The organism is Streptomyces sp. NPDC037126, assembly GCF_055605965.1.
Genome location: NZ_JBVJTD010000002.1, coordinates 772,410 through 790,434 on the forward strand (window position 1 = coordinate 772,410; position 18,025 = coordinate 790,434).

20 protein-coding genes and 1 pseudogene are annotated in these 18,025 nt (G+C 70.7%); 6 read left to right on the forward strand and 15 right to left on the reverse strand.

All coding sequences use genetic code 11. The features are described from left to right. Positions 1–407: 407 nt before the first annotated feature. A complete protein-coding gene (locus ACZ7FF_RS08500; RefSeq protein WP_470810529.1) occupies positions 408–779 on the forward strand; it encodes a peptidase inhibitor family I36 protein in 372 nt (123 codons plus the stop codon). 1,088 nt (positions 780–1,867) lie between these two features. On the opposite strand, the gene ACZ7FF_RS08505 is transcribed toward ACZ7FF_RS08500, so the two are convergent. Beyond that, positions 1,868–2,038, reverse strand: a complete 171-nt coding sequence (locus ACZ7FF_RS08505) for a hydrophobic protein (RefSeq protein WP_470810531.1) — start codon at positions 2,036–2,038, stop codon at positions 1,868–1,870. 334 nt (positions 2,039–2,372) lie between these two features. On the opposite strand from ACZ7FF_RS08505, the gene ACZ7FF_RS08510 reads away from it, so the two are divergent. Next, positions 2,373–2,597, forward strand: a complete 225-nt coding sequence (locus ACZ7FF_RS08510; protein WP_470810533.1) for a hypothetical protein — start codon at positions 2,373–2,375, stop codon at positions 2,595–2,597. A 152-nt stretch (positions 2,598–2,749) separates the two neighbouring features. Further along, positions 2,750–3,850 carry a M23 family metallopeptidase gene (locus ACZ7FF_RS08515; protein ID WP_470810535.1) on the forward strand — a complete coding sequence of 367 codons (1,101 nt, stop codon included), beginning with the start codon at positions 2,750–2,752 and terminating at the stop codon, positions 3,848–3,850. A 270-nt stretch (positions 3,851–4,120) separates the two neighbouring features. Here ACZ7FF_RS08515 and ACZ7FF_RS08520 read toward each other — a convergent pair whose 3' ends face one another. From ACZ7FF_RS08520 to ACZ7FF_RS08530, 3 genes are read right to left on the reverse strand one after another with little or no spacing between them, the layout of a single operon-like run. After that, a complete protein-coding gene (locus ACZ7FF_RS08520) occupies positions 4,121–4,558 on the reverse strand; it encodes a hypothetical protein (protein ID WP_470810537.1) in 438 nt (145 codons plus the stop codon). A 52-nt stretch (positions 4,559–4,610) separates the two neighbouring features. Continuing rightward, on the reverse strand, positions 4,611–5,471 hold the full coding sequence (locus ACZ7FF_RS08525) for a heavy metal-binding domain-containing protein (RefSeq protein WP_470810539.1): 861 nt from the start codon (positions 5,469–5,471) through the stop codon (positions 4,611–4,613). 13 nt (positions 5,472–5,484) lie between these two features. Beyond that, positions 5,485–6,426, reverse strand: a complete 942-nt coding sequence (locus ACZ7FF_RS08530) for a heavy metal-binding domain-containing protein (protein WP_470810541.1) — start codon at positions 6,424–6,426, stop codon at positions 5,485–5,487. A gap of 270 nt (positions 6,427–6,696) precedes the next feature. On the opposite strand from ACZ7FF_RS08530, the gene ACZ7FF_RS08535 reads away from it, so the two are divergent. After that, positions 6,697–7,275 carry a GNAT family N-acetyltransferase gene (locus ACZ7FF_RS08535; RefSeq protein ID WP_470810543.1) on the forward strand — a complete coding sequence of 193 codons (579 nt, stop codon included), beginning with the start codon at positions 6,697–6,699 and terminating at the stop codon, positions 7,273–7,275. Between the two features lie 105 nt (positions 7,276–7,380). Here ACZ7FF_RS08535 and ACZ7FF_RS08540 read toward each other — a convergent pair whose 3' ends face one another. The 5 genes from ACZ7FF_RS08540 to ACZ7FF_RS08560 all read right to left on the reverse strand — a co-directional run bounded on the left by ACZ7FF_RS08540 (position 7,381) and on the right by ACZ7FF_RS08560 (position 12,017). Then, positions 7,381–8,655: a sensor histidine kinase gene (locus ACZ7FF_RS08540; protein ID WP_470810610.1), complete on the reverse strand. Its 1,275-nt coding sequence runs from the start codon at positions 8,653–8,655 to the stop codon at positions 7,381–7,383. A 59-nt stretch (positions 8,656–8,714) separates the two neighbouring features. Next, positions 8,715–9,566 carry an ABC-2 transporter permease gene (locus ACZ7FF_RS08545; protein WP_470810545.1) on the reverse strand — a complete coding sequence of 284 codons (852 nt, stop codon included), beginning with the start codon at positions 9,564–9,566 and terminating at the stop codon, positions 8,715–8,717. Next, a complete protein-coding gene (locus ACZ7FF_RS08550) occupies positions 9,563–10,501 on the reverse strand; it encodes an ATP-binding cassette domain-containing protein (protein WP_470810547.1) in 939 nt (312 codons plus the stop codon). The genes ACZ7FF_RS08545 and ACZ7FF_RS08550 overlap by 4 nt, the downstream gene beginning before the upstream one ends. 335 nt (positions 10,502–10,836) lie before the next feature. Further along, positions 10,837–11,706: a heavy metal transporter gene (locus tag ACZ7FF_RS08555; RefSeq protein ID WP_470810548.1), complete on the reverse strand. Its 870-nt coding sequence runs from the start codon at positions 11,704–11,706 to the stop codon at positions 10,837–10,839. A gap of 122 nt (positions 11,707–11,828) precedes the next feature. Beyond that, on the reverse strand, positions 11,829–12,017 hold the full coding sequence (locus ACZ7FF_RS08560) for a hypothetical protein (protein WP_470810550.1): 189 nt from the start codon (positions 12,015–12,017) through the stop codon (positions 11,829–11,831). A 247-nt stretch (positions 12,018–12,264) separates the two neighbouring features. Between ACZ7FF_RS08560 and ACZ7FF_RS08565 the strand changes: the two are divergent. After that, positions 12,265–12,510: pseudogene (locus ACZ7FF_RS08565) on the forward strand (transposase family protein); the annotation flags it as partial. Between the two features lie 120 nt (positions 12,511–12,630). On the opposite strand, the gene ACZ7FF_RS08570 reads toward ACZ7FF_RS08565, so the two are convergent. Continuing rightward, positions 12,631–12,852: a helix-turn-helix domain-containing protein gene (locus ACZ7FF_RS08570; RefSeq protein ID WP_470810551.1), complete on the reverse strand. Its 222-nt coding sequence runs from the start codon at positions 12,850–12,852 to the stop codon at positions 12,631–12,633. Then, a complete protein-coding gene (locus tag ACZ7FF_RS08575; protein ID WP_470810552.1) occupies positions 12,852–13,343 on the reverse strand; it encodes a DUF2975 domain-containing protein in 492 nt (163 codons plus the stop codon). Before ACZ7FF_RS08575 ends, ACZ7FF_RS08570 begins: the two co-directional genes overlap by 1 nt. A 281-nt stretch (positions 13,344–13,624) precedes the next feature. On the opposite strand from ACZ7FF_RS08575, the gene ACZ7FF_RS08580 reads away from it, so the two are divergent. Next, complete coding sequence (locus tag ACZ7FF_RS08580) at positions 13,625–13,951, forward strand: hypothetical protein (RefSeq protein ID WP_470810553.1); 327 nt, start codon at positions 13,625–13,627, stop codon at positions 13,949–13,951. Between the two features lie 210 nt (positions 13,952–14,161). On the opposite strand, the gene ACZ7FF_RS08585 is transcribed toward ACZ7FF_RS08580, so the two are convergent. The 4 genes from ACZ7FF_RS08585 to ACZ7FF_RS08600 all read right to left on the reverse strand — a co-directional run bounded on the left by ACZ7FF_RS08585 (position 14,162) and on the right by ACZ7FF_RS08600 (position 17,784). Continuing rightward, positions 14,162–15,058: an SDR family oxidoreductase gene (locus ACZ7FF_RS08585; protein ID WP_470810554.1), complete on the reverse strand. Its 897-nt coding sequence runs from the start codon at positions 15,056–15,058 to the stop codon at positions 14,162–14,164. A gap of 78 nt (positions 15,059–15,136) precedes the next feature. Continuing rightward, the gene (locus tag ACZ7FF_RS08590) at positions 15,137–15,589 is read right to left on the reverse strand and encodes a hypothetical protein (protein WP_470810555.1); all 453 of its coding nucleotides are present in this window, start codon (positions 15,587–15,589) and stop codon (positions 15,137–15,139) included. A gap of 88 nt (positions 15,590–15,677) precedes the next feature. Then, positions 15,678–17,297: a phytoene desaturase family protein gene (locus tag ACZ7FF_RS08595; RefSeq protein ID WP_470810556.1), complete on the reverse strand. Its 1,620-nt coding sequence runs from the start codon at positions 17,295–17,297 to the stop codon at positions 15,678–15,680. After that, positions 17,290–17,784, reverse strand: a complete 495-nt coding sequence (locus ACZ7FF_RS08600; RefSeq protein WP_470810557.1) for an SRPBCC family protein — start codon at positions 17,782–17,784, stop codon at positions 17,290–17,292. The genes ACZ7FF_RS08595 and ACZ7FF_RS08600 overlap by 8 nt, the downstream gene beginning before the upstream one ends. Positions 17,785–18,025: the final 241 nt, after the last annotated feature.

The following is an 18,025-nucleotide window of genomic DNA, read 5'->3' on the forward strand; positions in this document are numbered from 1 at the left end:
CCCGAGGTCCGGAGAGACGGGAAAACGAGTCCGGCAAGCCGGTCGGGTGTGCTGGCAGACGCCTACCGGCGCGGCGCTGCAGCCGAGAGCCGTCGGCGCTCCGGTCGGTTATCAACCATACGAACTGCCCCATTCGAGAGGGGCTTTGAAGTGGTGATGTCAGTCATGACGGGCGCGCGGGAGCGGGCGCACACCCGGTGCGTACGCCTGCCATGCTCCAACGACCCCGTGGCTGTCCGGGAAAGGGCCTGACGATGGTCATGGGCGCGGACAATACTGGCGACGTTTCGCCAGCTGGACGACAGGCGCCCATGGCGGGCAGGGCCTTCCTGCTCACCCCGTCTTTCCTACTTCGTTCGGAGCGGTGTGGCCGTTCCGGACATCCCACGAGGAAGAGGAGCTTTGTCATGCGTCGTATCCGCTCGTTCGCCGTCGCCTCGGTCGCTTTGGCTGCTGCCCTGGGCGTCGTGCCCACAGCAACCGCGGCCCCTGCCCACGCGGCGGCCTACAACTGCACCTCCGGTTACTTCTGCATCTACGACAACTGGAACGGTGGGGGAACCCGTTGCCAGTGGTCACAACGCAGCAAGGCGAACACCGCCGACGACTGTTCCTTCATCCAGAAGGGACGCAATGTCCGCTCCGTGTGGAACGGAACCGGTCACCGGGTGCAGTACTACACCCAGACCAACTACCACTCACGTGTCGGGTCCACGGGCGCCGTAACGGGCGGCAACCTGCAGGGCAGCTACCAGATCCGCTCCTTCAAGCCCCAATAGGCTTCTGGCGGAGCGATGTTCCAGCTGAGAGCAGGCAGCGTCTTCGCGAATGCGCCGAGCCGTGTTCTCAGCTGGACGACAGGCCCAGCCACTTGGCCCATCCAGGCGGTACACGGCGTGGAACTCGGCGCCGAGCCCGAAGACCGCCTGGCCGTCAAAAGGCTGCCCAGAGGGTGCGTGAGCACGACTGCTCCCAGACATGCCGGCTTCTGCCCCCTGCGCATGGGCCCTATAGACCGTGCGCAGAGGACAGAAGGCCTGGCATGACGAAGCGGGACCGGCCGAGTCGCTCGCGAGGTCAGTAGTTCAGGTGCGGCCAACCAGTCGACGTGCCCGACCTCTGGTTGGGTACCCGACAAGCCCTCCTGACGTGCTGATCACTCGGAGGACCTGATGGCACCTCACCTGCCGACGGACGTCGGCGCGCACCACCATGTTCACCCCAGTACAGAACGCTGCCGGCGGCCAGGGCAAGGCCGATTCCCGCGCCCACCAATGCACCGAAGACACCTCCCGAGGCAAAGCCCAGCACGGCTCCGGTCAGCAATCCCACCAGCGAGGCACGGATGAAGTACCTGCGAATCCTCTCGTCCACAAAATCACCGCCTTTCACAGACCCCTTTGCCCCGCACCACGGCGAATAACCGGCGACTGGTCACATAGGGTGAACCACCCTCAGTTTCGTCAGCCCCGGCTTGAGTCAGGATCCGGGAGGACGACTCGAGCAAGAGGCTCCAGGGCGCCGTAGAGGGCGATCTGGCGGGCGGCGGTGTGAGTTGCGCGGGCACTCTCACCGAAACCGGCTCCTCCTCGGACGGGGTCTACCTCCTCCCGCCTCGCGAAGCCATGCCGCAAAAAAGGCCCCGCAGACAGTCCGCAGCGGCCGGCCCCGCGGACAGGAGGAGCAGGGTTCCACTGCTGAGCCCGCGGGGCCGGTGTATGGCTCACGTACCCTGCGGTGCGCCCGATAAGCCCGATCCCTCCCAACCGCCGTAACAGAGGGCGTTTTTCAAGCCAGTGGGCCCGGCCGTGTCGGCCGGGCCCACTCATGCTCGCGCGAGGCGCTCCTCGCGCCGGGTGCCTTTCGTCTACCAGCGGTACCAGCGGCCCCGACGGCCTCCGCTGTCCGCGGACCGGACGACGAAACCCAGTACCCACACGATCAGCACGATCACCGCGATCCACCACAGTGCCTTCAGCGCGAAGCCCGCGCCGAAGAGGATCAGAGCCAGCAGAAGAACCAGAAGCAGGGGAACCATAGTTATCAACCTCCTGGCCACCGGATGCCCTTACTTCAGCCCTACAAGCGCTCAAGATATGAGTTACTTTCAAGGAACGCGGGGCATATGCGCGCCGCACGCCGTGGACGGTTCCCCCTAGCCGGCCGGTCCCGCAGCACCAGAGCCGGAATGCCTCCGCTGGCGCCGCCTGCCCCCTGGGCACGGGATCCCCTCCCCCGATCGGAGGAGGGGCGGACCCCGATCGGCCGAGGCCCCGTTCAGGACGGTCATCGCCCGGTCGGGCCGGGCGGCGGGCCGATCGAGCGGCCTAGCCTCGATGACTGACCACCTCGTGACGACATAGGAGGACGGCGTGTCCGGTGACTTCGCACGTCTGGCGCGGGGAGAAGCCCCAGGCCGGGCGGACGGCCCCGGTGCGGCCCGCGCCGAGACCGGCGGTGAGGGCCGAGTGGCCCGCCTCGTCACCGATCCGGTACTCGTCACCCCGCTGCTCGTCCCGCACACCCCGTGCGACCCGCCGGGCCCGCTGAGCGCGGCCCGCATGCCGCACACCCGAGTACGTGGGAACGGACGATGAGCAGGACCGGGACAACGACCCGCACGTGCGTCGGCGCGGCGATCGCAACGCTGCTGAGCACGGGTCTCGGCATCGCTCCCGTGGCCGCGGCTCCTCTGGGGCAGGCCATGTCAACTCCCGCGGCGAGCGGCGGTCACGACACGATCACTCCGGTGACCGCGTCCCCGACCACGGTCCCGGTTCCCGTACAAGGCTCGGACGGCAGAACGCACCTGGCGTACGAACTCACCGTGGTGAACGAGAGCCCGCTGCCCGCCACACTGACCGGCGTGACCGTGCGGAGCGACGGCAACGGCGGCCACACCCTGCTGAAACTGGTCGGCGACTCACTCAAGGCGCACTTCCGCCCGTCAGGATCCACCCCTGACGCCGCACCCACCGACCAGCTGGCGCCGGGCCGGCAAGGACGGGTATGGGTCGACGCCGTCGTTCCCACCGGCACCCGGTTCCCGCTGGAACTGCGGCACTTGATCACAGTCAGCTACCCCAAGCCCGTCGGCATCGTCCCCCAGAAGGTGACCGAGTCCGTCGCAGCCATCAATGTCGCCGATCGGCATCCCGTCGTCCTGCATCCGCCGCTCGCCGGAGCGGGCTGGCTCGACGGCAACGGCTGCTGCGAGCAGGTGACCCCACATCGGGCTTCCGGATCCCCGTTGAACGGCACGACCCGGTTCGCCGAGCGTTTCGCCATCGACTTCGTGCGCCTGGACCCCGGCAACCGGCTCTACACGGGAGCCGCGGACAAGGTACGCAGCTACCCGTACTACGGCGTGCCCGTCAGGGCGGCCGCAGCAGGGCAGGTCGTCTCGGTCGTCGATGACCTGCCCGACTCGACACCGGGCCGTAATCCCACCGGCCTTCCACTGGGCGACTACGCGGGCAACCACGTCGTCGAGAAGCTGCCCGGCGGCGAGTTCGTCCTCTACGCCCACCTGAAACCGGGATCGACCAGGGGGCGCGTGCGCGTCGGCCGGCGGGTGTCGACCGGAGCGCAGATCGGGCAGCTCGGTGACTCGGGCAACAGCGACGCCCCGCACCTCCACTTTCAGGTGATGAACGGACCGGACCCGCTCTCGTCGGACGGCCTGCCGTTCGTCTTCTCCCGCATGCGCCTCGAAGGGAACCTCCAGGGGTCGCCCGACGCCCTCTTCGGCGGCAAGGCGGCCGAGATCAAGCCGGTTGGGGAAGGCCGTTGCGGCGCCGACAACACGATGCCCCTCTATCTCGACCAAGTCGGCTTCCCCGGCCGATAGTCGGGCATCGCGGACGACTGCCGCCCCACATCGACGAGCAGGCCCTCGTCCGCGCCAGCCGCCGCCGCTCGGTGCGCCTGCGCGGCCCTGTCCCGCAGCCTCACCGAAGTGGGCGCGGCCTACCGGGAGCAGTTGGACCACCACAACACCCGGGAAACGCCCTCACGGAGAACACAGCGGCAGCAACACACCGGGGCACCGCCCCGCCCCAGTACCGCCACAGCAGGACACCCGCTCCGAGCACAGTGCCGGTCCACGGAGGCGAAGCCCTTACTCCCCCAGCACCAGCCGCTCCAGCGCGGCTCGTGCCCGCGCGTCGGACTGTGCGCGGGCGGTGACCGCGACCGCGAGTTCTCTCACCCACTCGTCGAGCGCCACCGGGCGCCGCGAGAGCACCACGCCGCGGACCTCTTTGCACACCTCGCCCCTGGGACGTCCGTCCGCGAGGTCGAGCACGAGCCGCTGCTCGCCGAGGAACACCTCGACCCGGCCCACGCGGCCCTCGCGACCCGCGAGCCGGTCCGCCATGCTCCGCTTGCGCTCGACGACGACGGAACCCGGCGGCAGCGCCTCCGACAGCGTCCCGGTCAGCACCTGTGCGTAGACCTGCAGGTCGGCCGCGTCCCTGCGCAGCGCGGCCGTCAGCAGGTCGATGGAGTCCGACTCCCCGTCGGGCTCAAACGGAACGGGGTCGTGTGCCGAGGTCATCGCGGGGCCTCTCAAGGTGTGCGGGTTGGTCCGAGTCTGCGCGGCCGAGTGCTCAGCCGTCCAGGCCGAGCACCATCGTCGGGCGCTCGATGACGTGGTCCTCGCGCAGCGGCCGTACCGCCGTGCCGATCGCGAAGAACTCGGTGGTGTGTCCGCCCCAACGATGGTTGTGCGCATTGAGCTGCACTCCGACGACGCCCTCCGCCCGCAGCTCTTCCGCCTCGTGCTGCATCCGTGCCATCGCCAGCTCCCGGGCGTCGTAGAGCGCCTGCGTGAACTGCTCGATCTCCACGTTCTTGCCGATGTTGGACAGCATCTGCCCCATCCGCTGGTGCGCGATGTGGTAGACACAGGTGCCCATCACCATGCCCAGCGGGGCGTAACCGGCGCGGATGAGCGTCCAGAAGTCCTGGCCGTTGAGGTCCGAGGTGAACGGCTGCCCCTTGAGGTTGCGCCAGCTGCCACCGTTGCCACCGGGCGCGGGATGCTCGGCCTTGACGGCGGTACCGATGGCGATGAACTCCGCGATGTCGTTGCCGAATTCGCGGGCCTCGACGCTCAGCCGCACACCGACGATGCCGTCCGCGCCCAGCTGAGCCGCCTCCGCCTCCATACGGGTCATCGCCAGCTCACGCGCGTGGTACATCGCCTGGCTGAGGGTCGTCAGCTCCTGGTTCTTGCCCCAGCGGCCCAGCTGGATGCCCACGTGGTAGATGGAGCTGCCCAGAACGAGGCCGATGGGCCTGAATCCGGCCTCGCGCACCAGCAGGAACTCATTGACCGACAGGTCACTGGTGAAGATCGAACCCGGCTTGCCCGGCTGCAACTCGGCCAGTCGCCGCATCGCGTCGGCCGGCACGCCCTGGGCGGACATTCCCTCAGGGGTTCCGCCGGCGGCATTGAAGACGGTCATGAACGGGTTCCCCTCATCGCATATCGGTGGCGGTGCGGCGCATGCTCCGCCGACGTCGTTCCGGGTCGAGCGGCATCACGGTGAGTGTGCGGGGCGGCTCTTCACGTACCGTGAACCGGGCGACGGTGGTACCCAGCAGTGTCGCCTCGGCCACGTGATCCCTCTGGTCGTCACTGCTCCTGCGGGTGCACGACTCCCCCCAGACGCGCAGGCCGCCCGCGGAGAGGATCACGCCGTCGCCGCCCCGCCGCCGTGTCTGCGCCGACAGGTGCGCGCGGGCGTCGGCGCGCACCGCCTGGACCAGCTCGCTCCATCCGCCGACCTCGGTATTGCTCCACGAGCGCGACTGCGCGCGGATGCGGTAGTCGTCGTGGCGTACGCCGATGGACATCCCGTAGAGCAGTTCCACCGGGACCCACCCCGCGGTCACCAGTTTCGCGAACCCCTGGCCGTCGAGGTGGCAGGTGAAGGGCTGCGGCGCCCGCACTGCCCCAGCCGCGCGCACCGCGGTGCCGATCACCTGGAATTCAAGGCAGTTGGGCTGCGCCACGAAGGGCGCCACGGTCAACTGTGCCGCGACCACTCCGTCGCCGCCAAGAGCCGTGCACTCCGCGGTCATTCGCTCGAGGGCCGAGCCACGCGCCCGGTCGAGCACCTCGACGAGCCCGGCCGACGGGGCGCCGCGTCCGGAGAGGGCGATGGGCGCCGGGGCGCTGCTGAAGGCGTACTGCACGCCCCCGTAAAGGCAGTCGTGATAGCCCCAGTACCTGCCGCTGCGCCCCACGTGGTAGACGGCCGAGCCCATGACCTGGCCCACCGGCTCGAACCCCACGGCGCGCAGTGCGGCGAACTCACCTGTGGACAGCGCCGAGGACCACGTCCCGCTGCCCCGCACCTCCGCCATACGCGCGGCTGCCGCCGGGGGCAGCCCAGCCCCCGTCCAGTCCCCGCTCATGGGTACCAACTCCCCCCTCCACGCACCGCCCGAGGCACAGCCCTAAGAGTCTATGCCCGGCCGCCGGGCACACTCGGGGGAGGCCGACGCCGGAGAGCCTGGTGGCATCGACGACCAAGGACCTCCGGGACCCGATGCCGCCAGGACCTCTCCCCCGCCCGCACCCGATCCCTGATCGCACCCGTCGTTCTGCCGGCCCGCCGGGAAAACCCGTTGCGAGTGACCCGCAACGGATGTCTGATTGACCGGCCACCGATCAGGGGAGGGAACATGAGGACGTCGCTGCCCACCCCCTCGTTGCACACCGCTCGCCTTCGGCTGCGTGCCTTCGAGGACGCGGATGCCAACGACCTCTTCGCACTGCACAGCAACGCCTACGTGCTGCGCTACTGGGACGCGCCACCGTGGAGCGAACGCGTGCGCGCCGAGAAGTTCATCACCGCTTGCCGGCAGATGGCGCAGGAGGGCACCGGGGCGCGGCTGGTCGTGGATCGTGTCTCCGACGGGGCGTTCATCGGCTGGTGCAGCCTGAGCAGGTGGAATCCGGACTACCGCAGTGCATCGCTCGGCTACTGCTTCGACGATGCGGCGTGGGGCCACGGCTACGCGACCGAGGCCGCGCGCGCTCTGCTGCGGTGGGCCTTCGACACCTTGGACCTCAATCGCGTCCAAGCCGAGGCCGATACGCGCAACGCGGCCTCCGCCCGCGTGCTGGAGAAGCTCGGCTTCGTGCGTGAAGGGACGTTGCGGGAAGACTGCGTCGTCAATGGCGAGGTCTCCGACTCGTGGGTCTACGGGCTGATCAGGCGGGACTGGCAGCCGTCGTCCGAGCCGGTTCCCGCCCCCTGAGTTCCGTCGCCCGGCACCCCGTATCGGCTCCCCCCGAGCAACTGATCACTGCGCCTCATCCACACACAACGGCTGAAGCACTGTGCCGGACGACCCGCACGGTGGTCACCGGGCGCTGTCCTGGGGAGTGAGGTCGAGGTCGGCCCGTACCCTCCAGCCGGCGCCCGCGGGACCGACGCTGACCTGGCCGCCGTAGAGCGCCGCTCGTTCTCGCATTCCCACCAGGCCGTGTCCTTCCTCGGTCGCCGCGCGGGGACGGCCGATCGGGGTGACCGGCCCGGAGTCCTGGACGGTGAGGGTCAGCCGCGTGTCCTCCAAGACGATCGCCAGGTTGGCCCGCGTGCCGGCGCCGGCATGCTTCAGGGTGTTCGTCAGGGCCTCCTGCACGATGCGGTAGACCGTCAGCTGCACCCCGCTGTCGAGGCCGTCGATGTCTCCGGCCGTACGGTAGACGACCTCCAGGCCGGCGGCGCGCACGCCTTCGCACAGCGCGTCGATGTCCATGAGACCGGGCTGCGGGCTCAGTTCGGGCTCGCTCCGGGGGCCGTCCGCCTCGCGCAACACACCGAGCACCCGGCGCAGTTCGCCCAGGGCCTGACGGCCGGTGTCCCCGATGAGGTGCAGGGCCTCTTCTCCCCGCTCCGGGGCGGTGGCGGTGGCGTAGGCGCCCGCGTCGGCGAGTGTGATGATGACGGAGAGATTGTGGCCGACGATGTCGTGCATCTCGCGTGCCACGCGTGCCCGTTCGGCGGCGACGGCGAGTCTGCCGCGCTGGTCGCGCTCGATCACCAGCCGCGCAGCACGCTCGCGCAGCCCGGCCAGCTGGGCTCGGCGGATGCGGATCACGAGCCCGAGCGCGAGCGCGGCGGTCGCCGTGCTGAGCAGGAAGAAGAGCGCGTCCCAGACCGACATCGCCGCCGACACCCGCGCCGCGACCAGGCCCAGCGCACTCGCGGTGACCGCGCAGGCCCACGGCAGCTGTCGTAGCCGTCCGTGCAGTGCCAGGCTGTACAGGGCGACGAAGAGGGCGACGTCCGCGCGCAGCGCGGCACCGAGGGACCACTGGAGGACGAACACCGCCGTGACGACGCCGAAGGCGGCGGCGGGCGCCCGCCGCCGCCACAGCAGCGGCAGTACCAGTCCGGCCTGCAGGGCCGGCATGACAGCCACGGGCAACCGGGTGAACGCGAGGCGGAAGCGCCGCGGGCCGTCGCCGTCGCCGTCCCCGCCGATCGCGCCGGCCGCGTGCAGCAGGTCCGGCAGACAGAACATCAGGAAGACCACGGCCACCACCGCGGTGTCCAGCACCCATGGGTGGGCGCGGTCGGCCTGCTGCAGCCGCTGGCCGGCCCGGCCGAGCCGGGCGACCAGCGGCCCCATCCCGCTGAGATCTTCGGTGGTCACGGAGGTCACCAGGCCATGATGCGGGTGCTCGCCCCTCAGACGTCGCTGCGCAGCAGCCGGTACGCGGCTCCGGCCAGCGCCAGAGCGGTCCAGCCGAGGAAGACCAGAAGTCCGGCACCCGGCGACAGGGTGGTCGAGTCGTGGGTCAGGGCGAAGATCGACTCGCCCGCGTGGCTCGGGAGGTAGGGGTCGATGTTGCCCTGCCACGAGCTGGGCAGCAGGGACACCAGCCCCGGGACGAGCATGAGGGCGGCGACGAGGACCGAGATGCCGCCGGCCACGGACCGCAGCAGTGCGCCCAGGGCGGCGCCGATCACGCCGACCAGGCCGAGGTAGAGCCCGGCACCGAGCAGGCTGCGGACGACTCCGGTGTGACCCAGACCCATGGCGGCGGGCGTGCCGGACACGATCTGGCTGCCGATGAGGAAGGCGACGAACGTGCCGACGGTCGCGACGACCAGGGCGACCACTCCGTACACCGCCGCCTTGGACCACAGCACGGGCAGTCGGCGCGGTACGGCCGCGAGGGTCGAGCGGATCATGCCGGTGGAGTACTCCCCCGCCGTGACCAGCACGCCGAGCACCCCGAGTGCGAGCTGGGCGAAGTTGGTGCCGAAGAGGGACAGGCTCACGGCCGTCGCGGTGGCGAAGTCGCGGTCCATGTGGCGGCCGGAGTCGAGATTGGACTTGTAGTGGCTCGCGGCGATGACACCGAAGGCGACGAGGAACAGCAGGCCGAGGCCGAGGGTGATCCAGGTGGAGCGCAGGGACCAGAGCTTGGCCCACTCCGACGCCAGCACACGCCGTCCGGTCACCCGGTAGGCGGGCCGCGTCCGTGCGGCCGGTGCGGTCTCGGGGGTCTCGGGGGTTGCCGTGAGGGTGCTCATGCCGCGCTCCCGGAGGTCTCGATGCCGGTCGTGGAGCCGTGGTACTCCACGGCGTCCCTGGTCAGTTCCATGAATGCCTCCTCCAGCGACACCGCCTTCGTGGTCAGTTCGAACAGGGGGATCCCGTGTTCGGCCGCCTTCAGCCCGATCTCGCGGGCGCCTATCCCGGTCACCTGCAGTTCCTCGGAGCCGATCCGGCCGGTGATCTCCACCCCCGGGCCGGCCAGGACGTCCCGCAGCCGCGCGGGGTCGTCCGTCGCGACCTTCACGGTGTCGCCGCCCGCCTCGCGGACCAGGTCCTGCACGGTCGTGTCGGCCAGCAGCCGGCCACGACCCACGATGATCAGGTGGTCCGCGACGAGGGACACCTCGCTCATGAGGTGCGAGGAGACGAACACCGTGCGCCCCTCGGCCGCGAGGGAGGTGAGCAGGTTCCGGATCCACAGGACGCCTTCGGGGTCCAGTCCGTTGACCGGCTCGTCCAGCATCACGGTCTGCGGATCCCCGAGCAGGGCCGCCGCGATGCCGAGCCGCTGTCCCATGCCGAGGGAGAAGGCACCGGCCCGCTTCTTCGCCACGGTGCCCAGACCGGCCAGCTCGACGACCTCGTCGACCCGGCGGTGCGGGATGCCATGGGTCAGCGCGAGCGCCCGGAGGTGGTTGTAGGCCGAGCGGCCCGGGTGGATCGACTTCGCCTCCAGCAGCGCGCCCACCTCCTGCAGCGGCGCCTGGTGACGGGCGTAACGCTGTCCGTTCACCGTGACGGAGCCGCTCGTCGGAGCGTCCAGCCCGACGATCATGCGCATCGTCGTGGACTTGCCCGCCCCGTTGGGTCCCAGGAAGCCGGTCACCGTGCCCGGCTTCACGGTGAAGTCCAGGCCGTCGACGGCCGTCTTCTCCCCGTACCTCTTGGTGAGCTGCTGTGCCTCGATCATTCGCGTTCTCTCTCTCGGACTCCGGCGCCCGACACGCCTGACGCCGCCTCCGCCACGCTAAGTCCGCGATCCGGCGGATCCGGTGGTACCCGGGGACGGAACCGTGCGAGACGAGTAGTACCGAGGTACTACGGCACCAGCGCCCCAGGGCTTCGCTCGGGTGATCAACACCGAAGGATGCTGGATCGCGGCCCCGTCCTATCGGCGGCCGCACGGTACGAGCAACGGCCTGCACGGGATGCGTTCGCCTCGTCGGCGACCATGGCCGAGCAGGCTCCCGAGGCCGCCGGACGTTCCGGTCGCCTGGGTGGCTTCTCCACCAAGGAGACAGGCTCCTAGCCCACTCTCACGGCCACCGTCGAGGAATCGGCCGAGGTGGGCGCGACGGGCGTCCAGCCGTGGTCCGAGGCGCTGCTGCTCCACCGCCGGTTGTCGAAGGTGACCGTCGTGGCGTGCAGGGCGGGGGCGTGGCAGACCAGCCACAGGGCGAGGGACCAGCCTGTGGCTGTGTCGGCGACGGGGTAGTCGACCTCGTCGCCGGTCGCGGGTTCGGCGGCTGGCGGTGTGCCGAACTCCCGCCGCACCGCTGCGGCGACACCGTCAGCGCCTTCGCGGGCGACACCCGCCGTGTCACCGCGACCTGCCCCGGTGTTGTCGAGACCGCTCCCCGCGGTCTGGGTGGCAGGCGGCTTGCTCTTGGTCACCCCGCTCACCACGCAGGTCAGTGCCGGTCCCTCCCGCCCCGTCAACGCGTCGGCCAGAGTTGACGCCATGGCCTCATGTTGTGCGTAGGCCTCCGGGTAGCCGCTGTGCTGGACGTCCTGCGCGGCGACGGTGACCGGCAGATCGACGTAGCCCGGCACCTTGACCAGGGCGTCGAAGAACCTGCCCGACGCGTGGACGGGGTCGCGGAGTTGGGCGGGGCTGCCCCACCCCTGGGACGGGCGCTGTTGGAACAGGCCGATGGAGTCCCGGTCCCCGTCGGCGAGGTTGCGGAGTTCGGACTCCTGGATCGAGGTCGCCAGCGCTATGGTGACGGCCCGTTCCGGCAGGCCGCGCGCATGGGCCACGGCCGCGATCGTCGCGTGGGCTCCTCCGCACTTGGATGGTCCGCGGCAATGAACTGCGGCAGTTCGCGTTTCTGGAGCCGAACGAGGAGGACGAGGGCTTCCACCTGAAGGGGTGATCTGGGCTGGTGGTGACATCCCGGCCGACTCACCAGGTGATTCAGCCCATGTGCCCCGGACGCTCAAGCCGACCCCTACGAGCCGACGCTCCAGCGCCCGTTCACTCGGAGACCATCCGCCCCGACCTGCGAGCCGCCAGGTCAGTCACCGACCTTTTTGCCGAACCAGCCGAGCGACCGGACCACGGACGCGCCGATAAAGAGGATGCCGAGAGGAACGATCGTGAACCAGACGGCATCGGCTTTCACGGCCGCGAGCAGGGCGATGGCGCCGATGGCCAGCGCCAGGAGCACGAGCATGCCCAGAAGGACGCGGATCTTGGAAACCAACGGAGGACTCTCCAATGTTCAGCTGGGCTCGATTGAGGCAGCGAGCTCCCCGGATTGACGCCACGGCTCCATCGGGAAGCTCACAGGGCGAGTCTCCCGACGCTGCCTTCTGAAGGCACCAGCAGAACTACGTAATCGAATACGTAGGTCACCGGCCGACGTGGGTTGGGTGCCGGATGTGGGAAGAGGTGACGCTCCTGGTGGATCGGTTGTCGACCACGAGCAAGCTGTCCGCCCGGAGCTTCATGTGCTCGATTACCCATCGGGGATCGATCTGTCCAGCTCAGCCTTTCGGCAGCTGTCCCGCCTGCTCAGTACCCGACGCCGTGAGCACACCTGAGCCCAGCTCGCCGCCGGCTTCGGCGTCGGGTCCAGCACGGTGCACCGTTACGTGGCCGAGACCGTCGACCTCCTGGCCGCACCCGCGCCCGACCTCGCCACGGCCATTCGAGCCGCGACACGCAAGGCGTTCGTGATCCTCGGCGGCATCCTGCGCACGGCCCCGGCATGCTCGCGGAGTTGGTCATAGGCAGGCGGGATCGACGACGATGCGCCGGCAGGCACGGTCTTTCACTCGGATCACGGGGTGTCGAGAACTTCCTGGAGGGGCACGTCATTCGCCTGCGGCGTCCTCGGCCTCCCAGCGCAGCAGGTCGCCCGGCTGGCACTCGAGCACCTCGCAGAGCGCGGCGAGCGTCGCGAAGCGCACCGCCTTGGCGCGGCCGTTCTTGAGCACCGCCAGGTTGGCGGGCGTGATGCCCACGCGGTCCGCGAGATCGCCCACGGACATCTTCCGCCGGGCCAGCATCACGTCGATGTCGACGGCGATCGGCATCAGATCACCTCGTCCAACTCGGCCTGCATCCGCGCCGCTTCGACGTCGCGCGCGACGGCCTGGGCGAGCAGCATCCGCAGCACGAGCACGATGAGCGCGACCCCCAGGATGGCCACGCCGACCCCGCCCATGATGACGGTGACGCCCGGGTCGTCCCGCTGGCCCGGCGCGTTGATGCCGGTGACCGCGAACCACACGAGGGCAGCCGCCACGATCGCGCCGATCACACCGTCCACGTACCGGAAGGCGGCGTGGGAGAACACGGTTCCGCGTCGCACCATCGCTACCAGCCGCCATACGCAGACCAGGGCCACCTGGACCGACACCATGCCCAGGATCGTGACCAGGCGCAGCGCGGTCAGCGGGAGCGACCCGTCCTCCGGATCGCTCCCGCTGACCAATGCCCACACCATCCCTGCCTGCACGAACACGGTGCCGGTGAGCACCACCACGAGCACGGCACGCAGCGCACGCACGGTCAACTTCCCCATGACCCACCCTTCCATCGAATCACGATGGAAATCTATCGGCACTCGATAGGTTGAGCAAGGACGGAACAGTGAGTGAGCGACAGTGGTGGCGGGACGTCGTACCTATGACACGGTGGTTACGCAAACCGTCTTGTTCTTGTGCTGGACATGACGCGGCGCAGAAGGAGCTCGACACGCCGCAGATCCGGCAGATCACTGAGAGCCTTGGGAGACTGCAGAGCGCACCTCTTACCGCGTCGGTGAGCAAGCCGGCACGACGCCCCTTCGAGATGGCGGGCTGAGTGGACTGGGCGGACTGCAACCGCCCCCAGCAGCGGATCGGGTTCGTTCATGCGGGCGCCAATGCCGTCGGCGTCGCCCTGTACGCCACCTCGCTCGGCACCCGCCTGCGCGGTGGGCACACTGCGCGCAAACTGCTCGGCTGGGCGGGGTTGACCGTCATCGGTGCGGGCGGCGCGCTCGGCGGCCATCTCGCCTACCGGCAGGCGGCACTCACGGGTAGCCGAACGAGCGCCACCCCACACTTGCCGGATCCGCCACAGCGACGTGCACCCATGGCCAGCCGACGGCGCCGTCAGATGCCTGCACTGCTGCGTCGACAGTCATGAGAGCTGCTGTCAGAGCCGCATGCGCGTCGCGCACTCCCGCTATCGAGCAGGGGGACCAAGCGCGGGTCCACGGGCGTAGCGTCCTGTCCCGGCTGGCCGCCTTTGGCGTCGCGGGCCCCTGTGCGTCGGCGCCGGGGGGGCGTGCCGTGGAAAAGGTGCGCTGGACGGTGACGGGGAGGCCGGAGCGGGGGCCGGGCAGGAAGGTCTGCTTCAGCGCCGCCCCGGAGTGGGGGCGCCCCGTCGCGCCGCGTCGTCGGCTTGGCCGCCGGCGCCCAGCAGCCCCGTCGGCGCGAGGCAGCCCTCGGCCTCCAGCCGGGACAGGTCGCGCCGGGACACACGCAGCACCAGGGGCGGCAGGGCGGCCCGCACCGGCTGCACCAGCCGCAGCCAGCCCGGCGCGTACACGGCGGTCCTGCGGTGCTCCATGCCCCGCACGATCCGCGCGGCGATTTCCTCGACGCCATGGACCCGGCGGGCCGGCGCGGGCATGTGGCCGCGCAGTTCCCGCAGCACCGCATGGCGGTCGGCGTCCCGGATCATGTCGGTGTCGGTCCAGTTCAGGTAGGCGATGCCCACGGCGACGCCGCTGCAGGCCACCTCCGCGCGCAGCGCGTGCGCGAAGGCCTCGACGCCTGCCTTCGACGCGCAGTAGGCACTCATCAGCGGAGCCGCCCCGAGGGAGGCGAGGGAGGCGATCTGCAGGTAGTAGCCGGCCGTGGCCCGCAGGTCCGGCAGGAAGGCCCGTGCGGTCTGTGCGCTGCCGGTGAGGTTGACCTCGATCACCCGGCGCCACTGGGCCGGGTCCGTGGCGGTGAACGGACCGCCCTGCGCGACGCCGGCGTTGGCGACGACGACGGACGGCGGCCCGAGACGGCGCCGGACCTCGCGGGCGGCCTCCTGCAGTGCCTGCACGTCGGTCACGTCCGTCTCGAGCGCCAGTGCCGGTGCCGGCAGCCGGGCGACCAGCTCGTCCAGCAGCTGCTTCTCGTGTCCGAGGAGCGCGGTACGGGCGCCTCGCCGGGCCGCCTCGTACGCGAGCGCGGCTCCCACGCCGCGGGCGGCACCCGTGACGACGACGGTCCGGTCCGTCAGGGGACTGTTTCGCACGGCCTCCGCCTTTCACTGTCGGACGCGCCCCGGCTGTCCAGCTCGCTGGCGCGGGGCGCGTACCCGTCCGGCTGCGCGTCAGGCCTCCGCGGCCGGGGGACACGCGGTGTGGTCGGGATGGCCCGGGGTGCGCCGGGCCTCCTTCAGCTCCGCCTCGTACAGGTGGTCCCGGCCTTGGGCCAGTTCCCGGACCGCACTGCGCTCCAGCTCCTGGAACGGGCGGTAGTACGTGTCGTCGTAGGCCTCGACGACCTGGAAGGTCCAGTAGCCGGGCAGGACGTTGCGGCCCAGGATCTCGTCCTGGATCTTGTCCGCCCACTCCGGGTGCCCGGCCTCGCGCAGCAGGCACACCGCCCGGTCCAGTTCCAGGTCGGCGCCGCCGGTGAGCTGGTGGAAGCCGTACAGGTGCCCACGGGCCCGCTCGACGGTCTCCAGTGCCTTCGACAGGGAGCCGAGGGCCTCGACAGTGGTGTCGTCGAGGCCCGGGGGGCGCCGGTGCCGGTGGTCGGGTCCGTCCTGGTGGTCGTTCATGGACACTCCCTGGTGCTGGGCCGCACGTCCTGTGCGGGTACTTCCCGATGTGCCGCCCCGCCGGATGCGGTCCCGGCCGGGGCGGGGCTCAGCGTTTGCGTCCGGTGCGGTCCCGGCGGGTGAGGAGGCGCTGCGCGCCGGCGAGGCCGGGCACCCTGGAGGCGCGCAGGGCGGCGCGGGCCGCGTTGGCGCCGGGGCCGCCGTGCACCCCACCACCGGGGTGGGCACCGGCGGAGGCGAGGAAGAGCCCGGCGACGGGCGTCTCCGGGCGGCCTGTGCCGGGGACCGGGCGCAGTGCCAGCTGCTGGTGCATGGCGGTCGTACCCCCGTTGATGGCGCCGCCCGGGAGGTTGGCGTCGAGTGCCTGGAGCGTGGGCGGCGCGAGGATGCGCCGGGCCCGGACGAGATGGCTGAAGCCCGGCGCGAAGCGTTCCACCTGGCGTTCCACCCGGTCCGCCATGCGTTCCTGGTCGGCGGGGCCCCAGGCGCCCGTGATGCCTTCCTCGCCCGCGTCGGCCCGGATGTCGTGGGGGACGTGCGTGTACGCCCAGGCGGACTCGGTGCCCTCGGGCGACCGGGACGGGTCCGCCGTGGTCATCTGCCCGAACAGGCAGAAGGGCCGGTCGGGCACCTGGCGCATCGCGATCTGGGCGGCGAAGAGGGTGAGTTCGTCCACGCCGTCGGCCAGGTGGACGGTCCCGGCCCGCCGGGCCTGCTCCGCCCGCCAGGGCACCGGCCCGTCGAGCGCCCAGTCCACCTTGAAGGTGGCGAAGTCCCACTGGAAACGCCGCAGATCCTCCAGTACCTGCGCGGGCAGGTGCTCGGGCCCCACGAGGTCCTGGTAAAGCGCGGGCACGGCCACATCGGCGAGCACGGCCCTGGCCGCGGGCACCGTCTCACCGGAGCCGGTGCGCACCGCGACGGCGCGGCCGGCGCGGACCGTGATCCGCTGCACCCGCTCTCCGCACCGGACGTCCCCTCCGCGCTGACGCAGCCGCCGGACCAGCGCGTCCGTCAGTGAGCCGGAACCACCGACGGGAACGGGGAAGCCGTAGGCCTGTCCGAGCATCGACATCAGCCAGCCGAAGCCACCGCTGCCGGCCGACTCGGGCGTGAGGTCCGCGTGCAGGGCGTTCCCGGCGAGGATGAGCCGGCCGCCCTCGCCGCGGAACTCCTCCTCGCCCAGTCGGCGCACCGGCAGGACGAGGGACCGCGCCGCGCGTAGACCGCCCGCCGCGCGCAGGGTCCACAGCAGCCGGGCCGAGGCCTTGACCGGCGGGAACGGAGTGAACAGGGCGTGGAGCAGGTCCGGGCCCAGCGTCTGCCACAGCTCGAACAGGCGCCGCCAGGCCGCTCCGTCGCCGGGCGCGAACGCGTCCACGGACGCGGCGGTGGCGTCGAGGCGCCGGTCCAGCACGGCGCACCGGCCGTCGCTCAGCGGATGGGCCAGCACGCTCGGCGCGTGGCTCCAGCGCAGACCGTGCTCCTCCAGTCGGAGCGTGGACAGAATGGGAGAGGCGGCGGCCAGGGGATAGAAGGAGCTGAAGAGGTCGCTGACGTAGGCGGGATCCACACCCCGGTCGTGACGGACGGCACCCCCCGGCTCGGGCTGTTCCTCGATCACCAGGACGCTCCAGCCGGCATCCGCCAGTACGTTTGCGGCCACCAGCCCGTTGGGGCCCGCTCCGATCACCACCGCGTCAGGCATCTCCGGCTCCTGGCCTGCGACCGGCCCGCCGCGCGGACGCCCGGCGGCGTCCGTTCTCCTGGTCCTCGCAGCACCGGGCGAGCCGGGCGAGCATCGAGCGGTGGCGGACCTGGATCAGCGCCTCGACACCGATGTTGTGCAGTGCGGCCCCGGCCCCTTGCAGCGGGTGCTCGTCGGCGATGATCAGACAGTCCTCGCCCCAGGTGCGCAGCTCGATGGAGAAGCGGGCCGTGCCGAGGAAGCCCGCGAGGATCTCCAGTTCCAGGGCGGAACCCGGCCGGCACTGCCGTACGACCGTCTCGTTGCCCAGCCGGAACGGTCCGAGGCGGATCTCGTAGACGATCGACGCGCCCTCCTCGGGCCACCTGCCGCGCTTCGGCCGCGACCTCCCGGTGCCCACCACCCAGTCGGCATAACGGTTGCCGTCGGCGAGGACGTCCCACACGGTGGCCGGATCGGCCTTGATCAAACGGTGACGGACCGCCATGTGCGCCTCCTGGCCATGTCCGAACAAGGGCCTCACCGGGTGCCCAGCTTCCGGCGGCATCAACCAGTCACCAACCGCGCAGCCGACATCTCCCTCCTGACCGGCGGCGCCCTGCTGCATCATCGGCGCCCTGGTCGCCCTCGCCACCGAAGCCGCGATCGACATCATCGACGAGTACGTCGTCATCCGCACCGATGCATCGTGATCAACGCCCACGGGCACTCACGGGATCAGTGGCGTC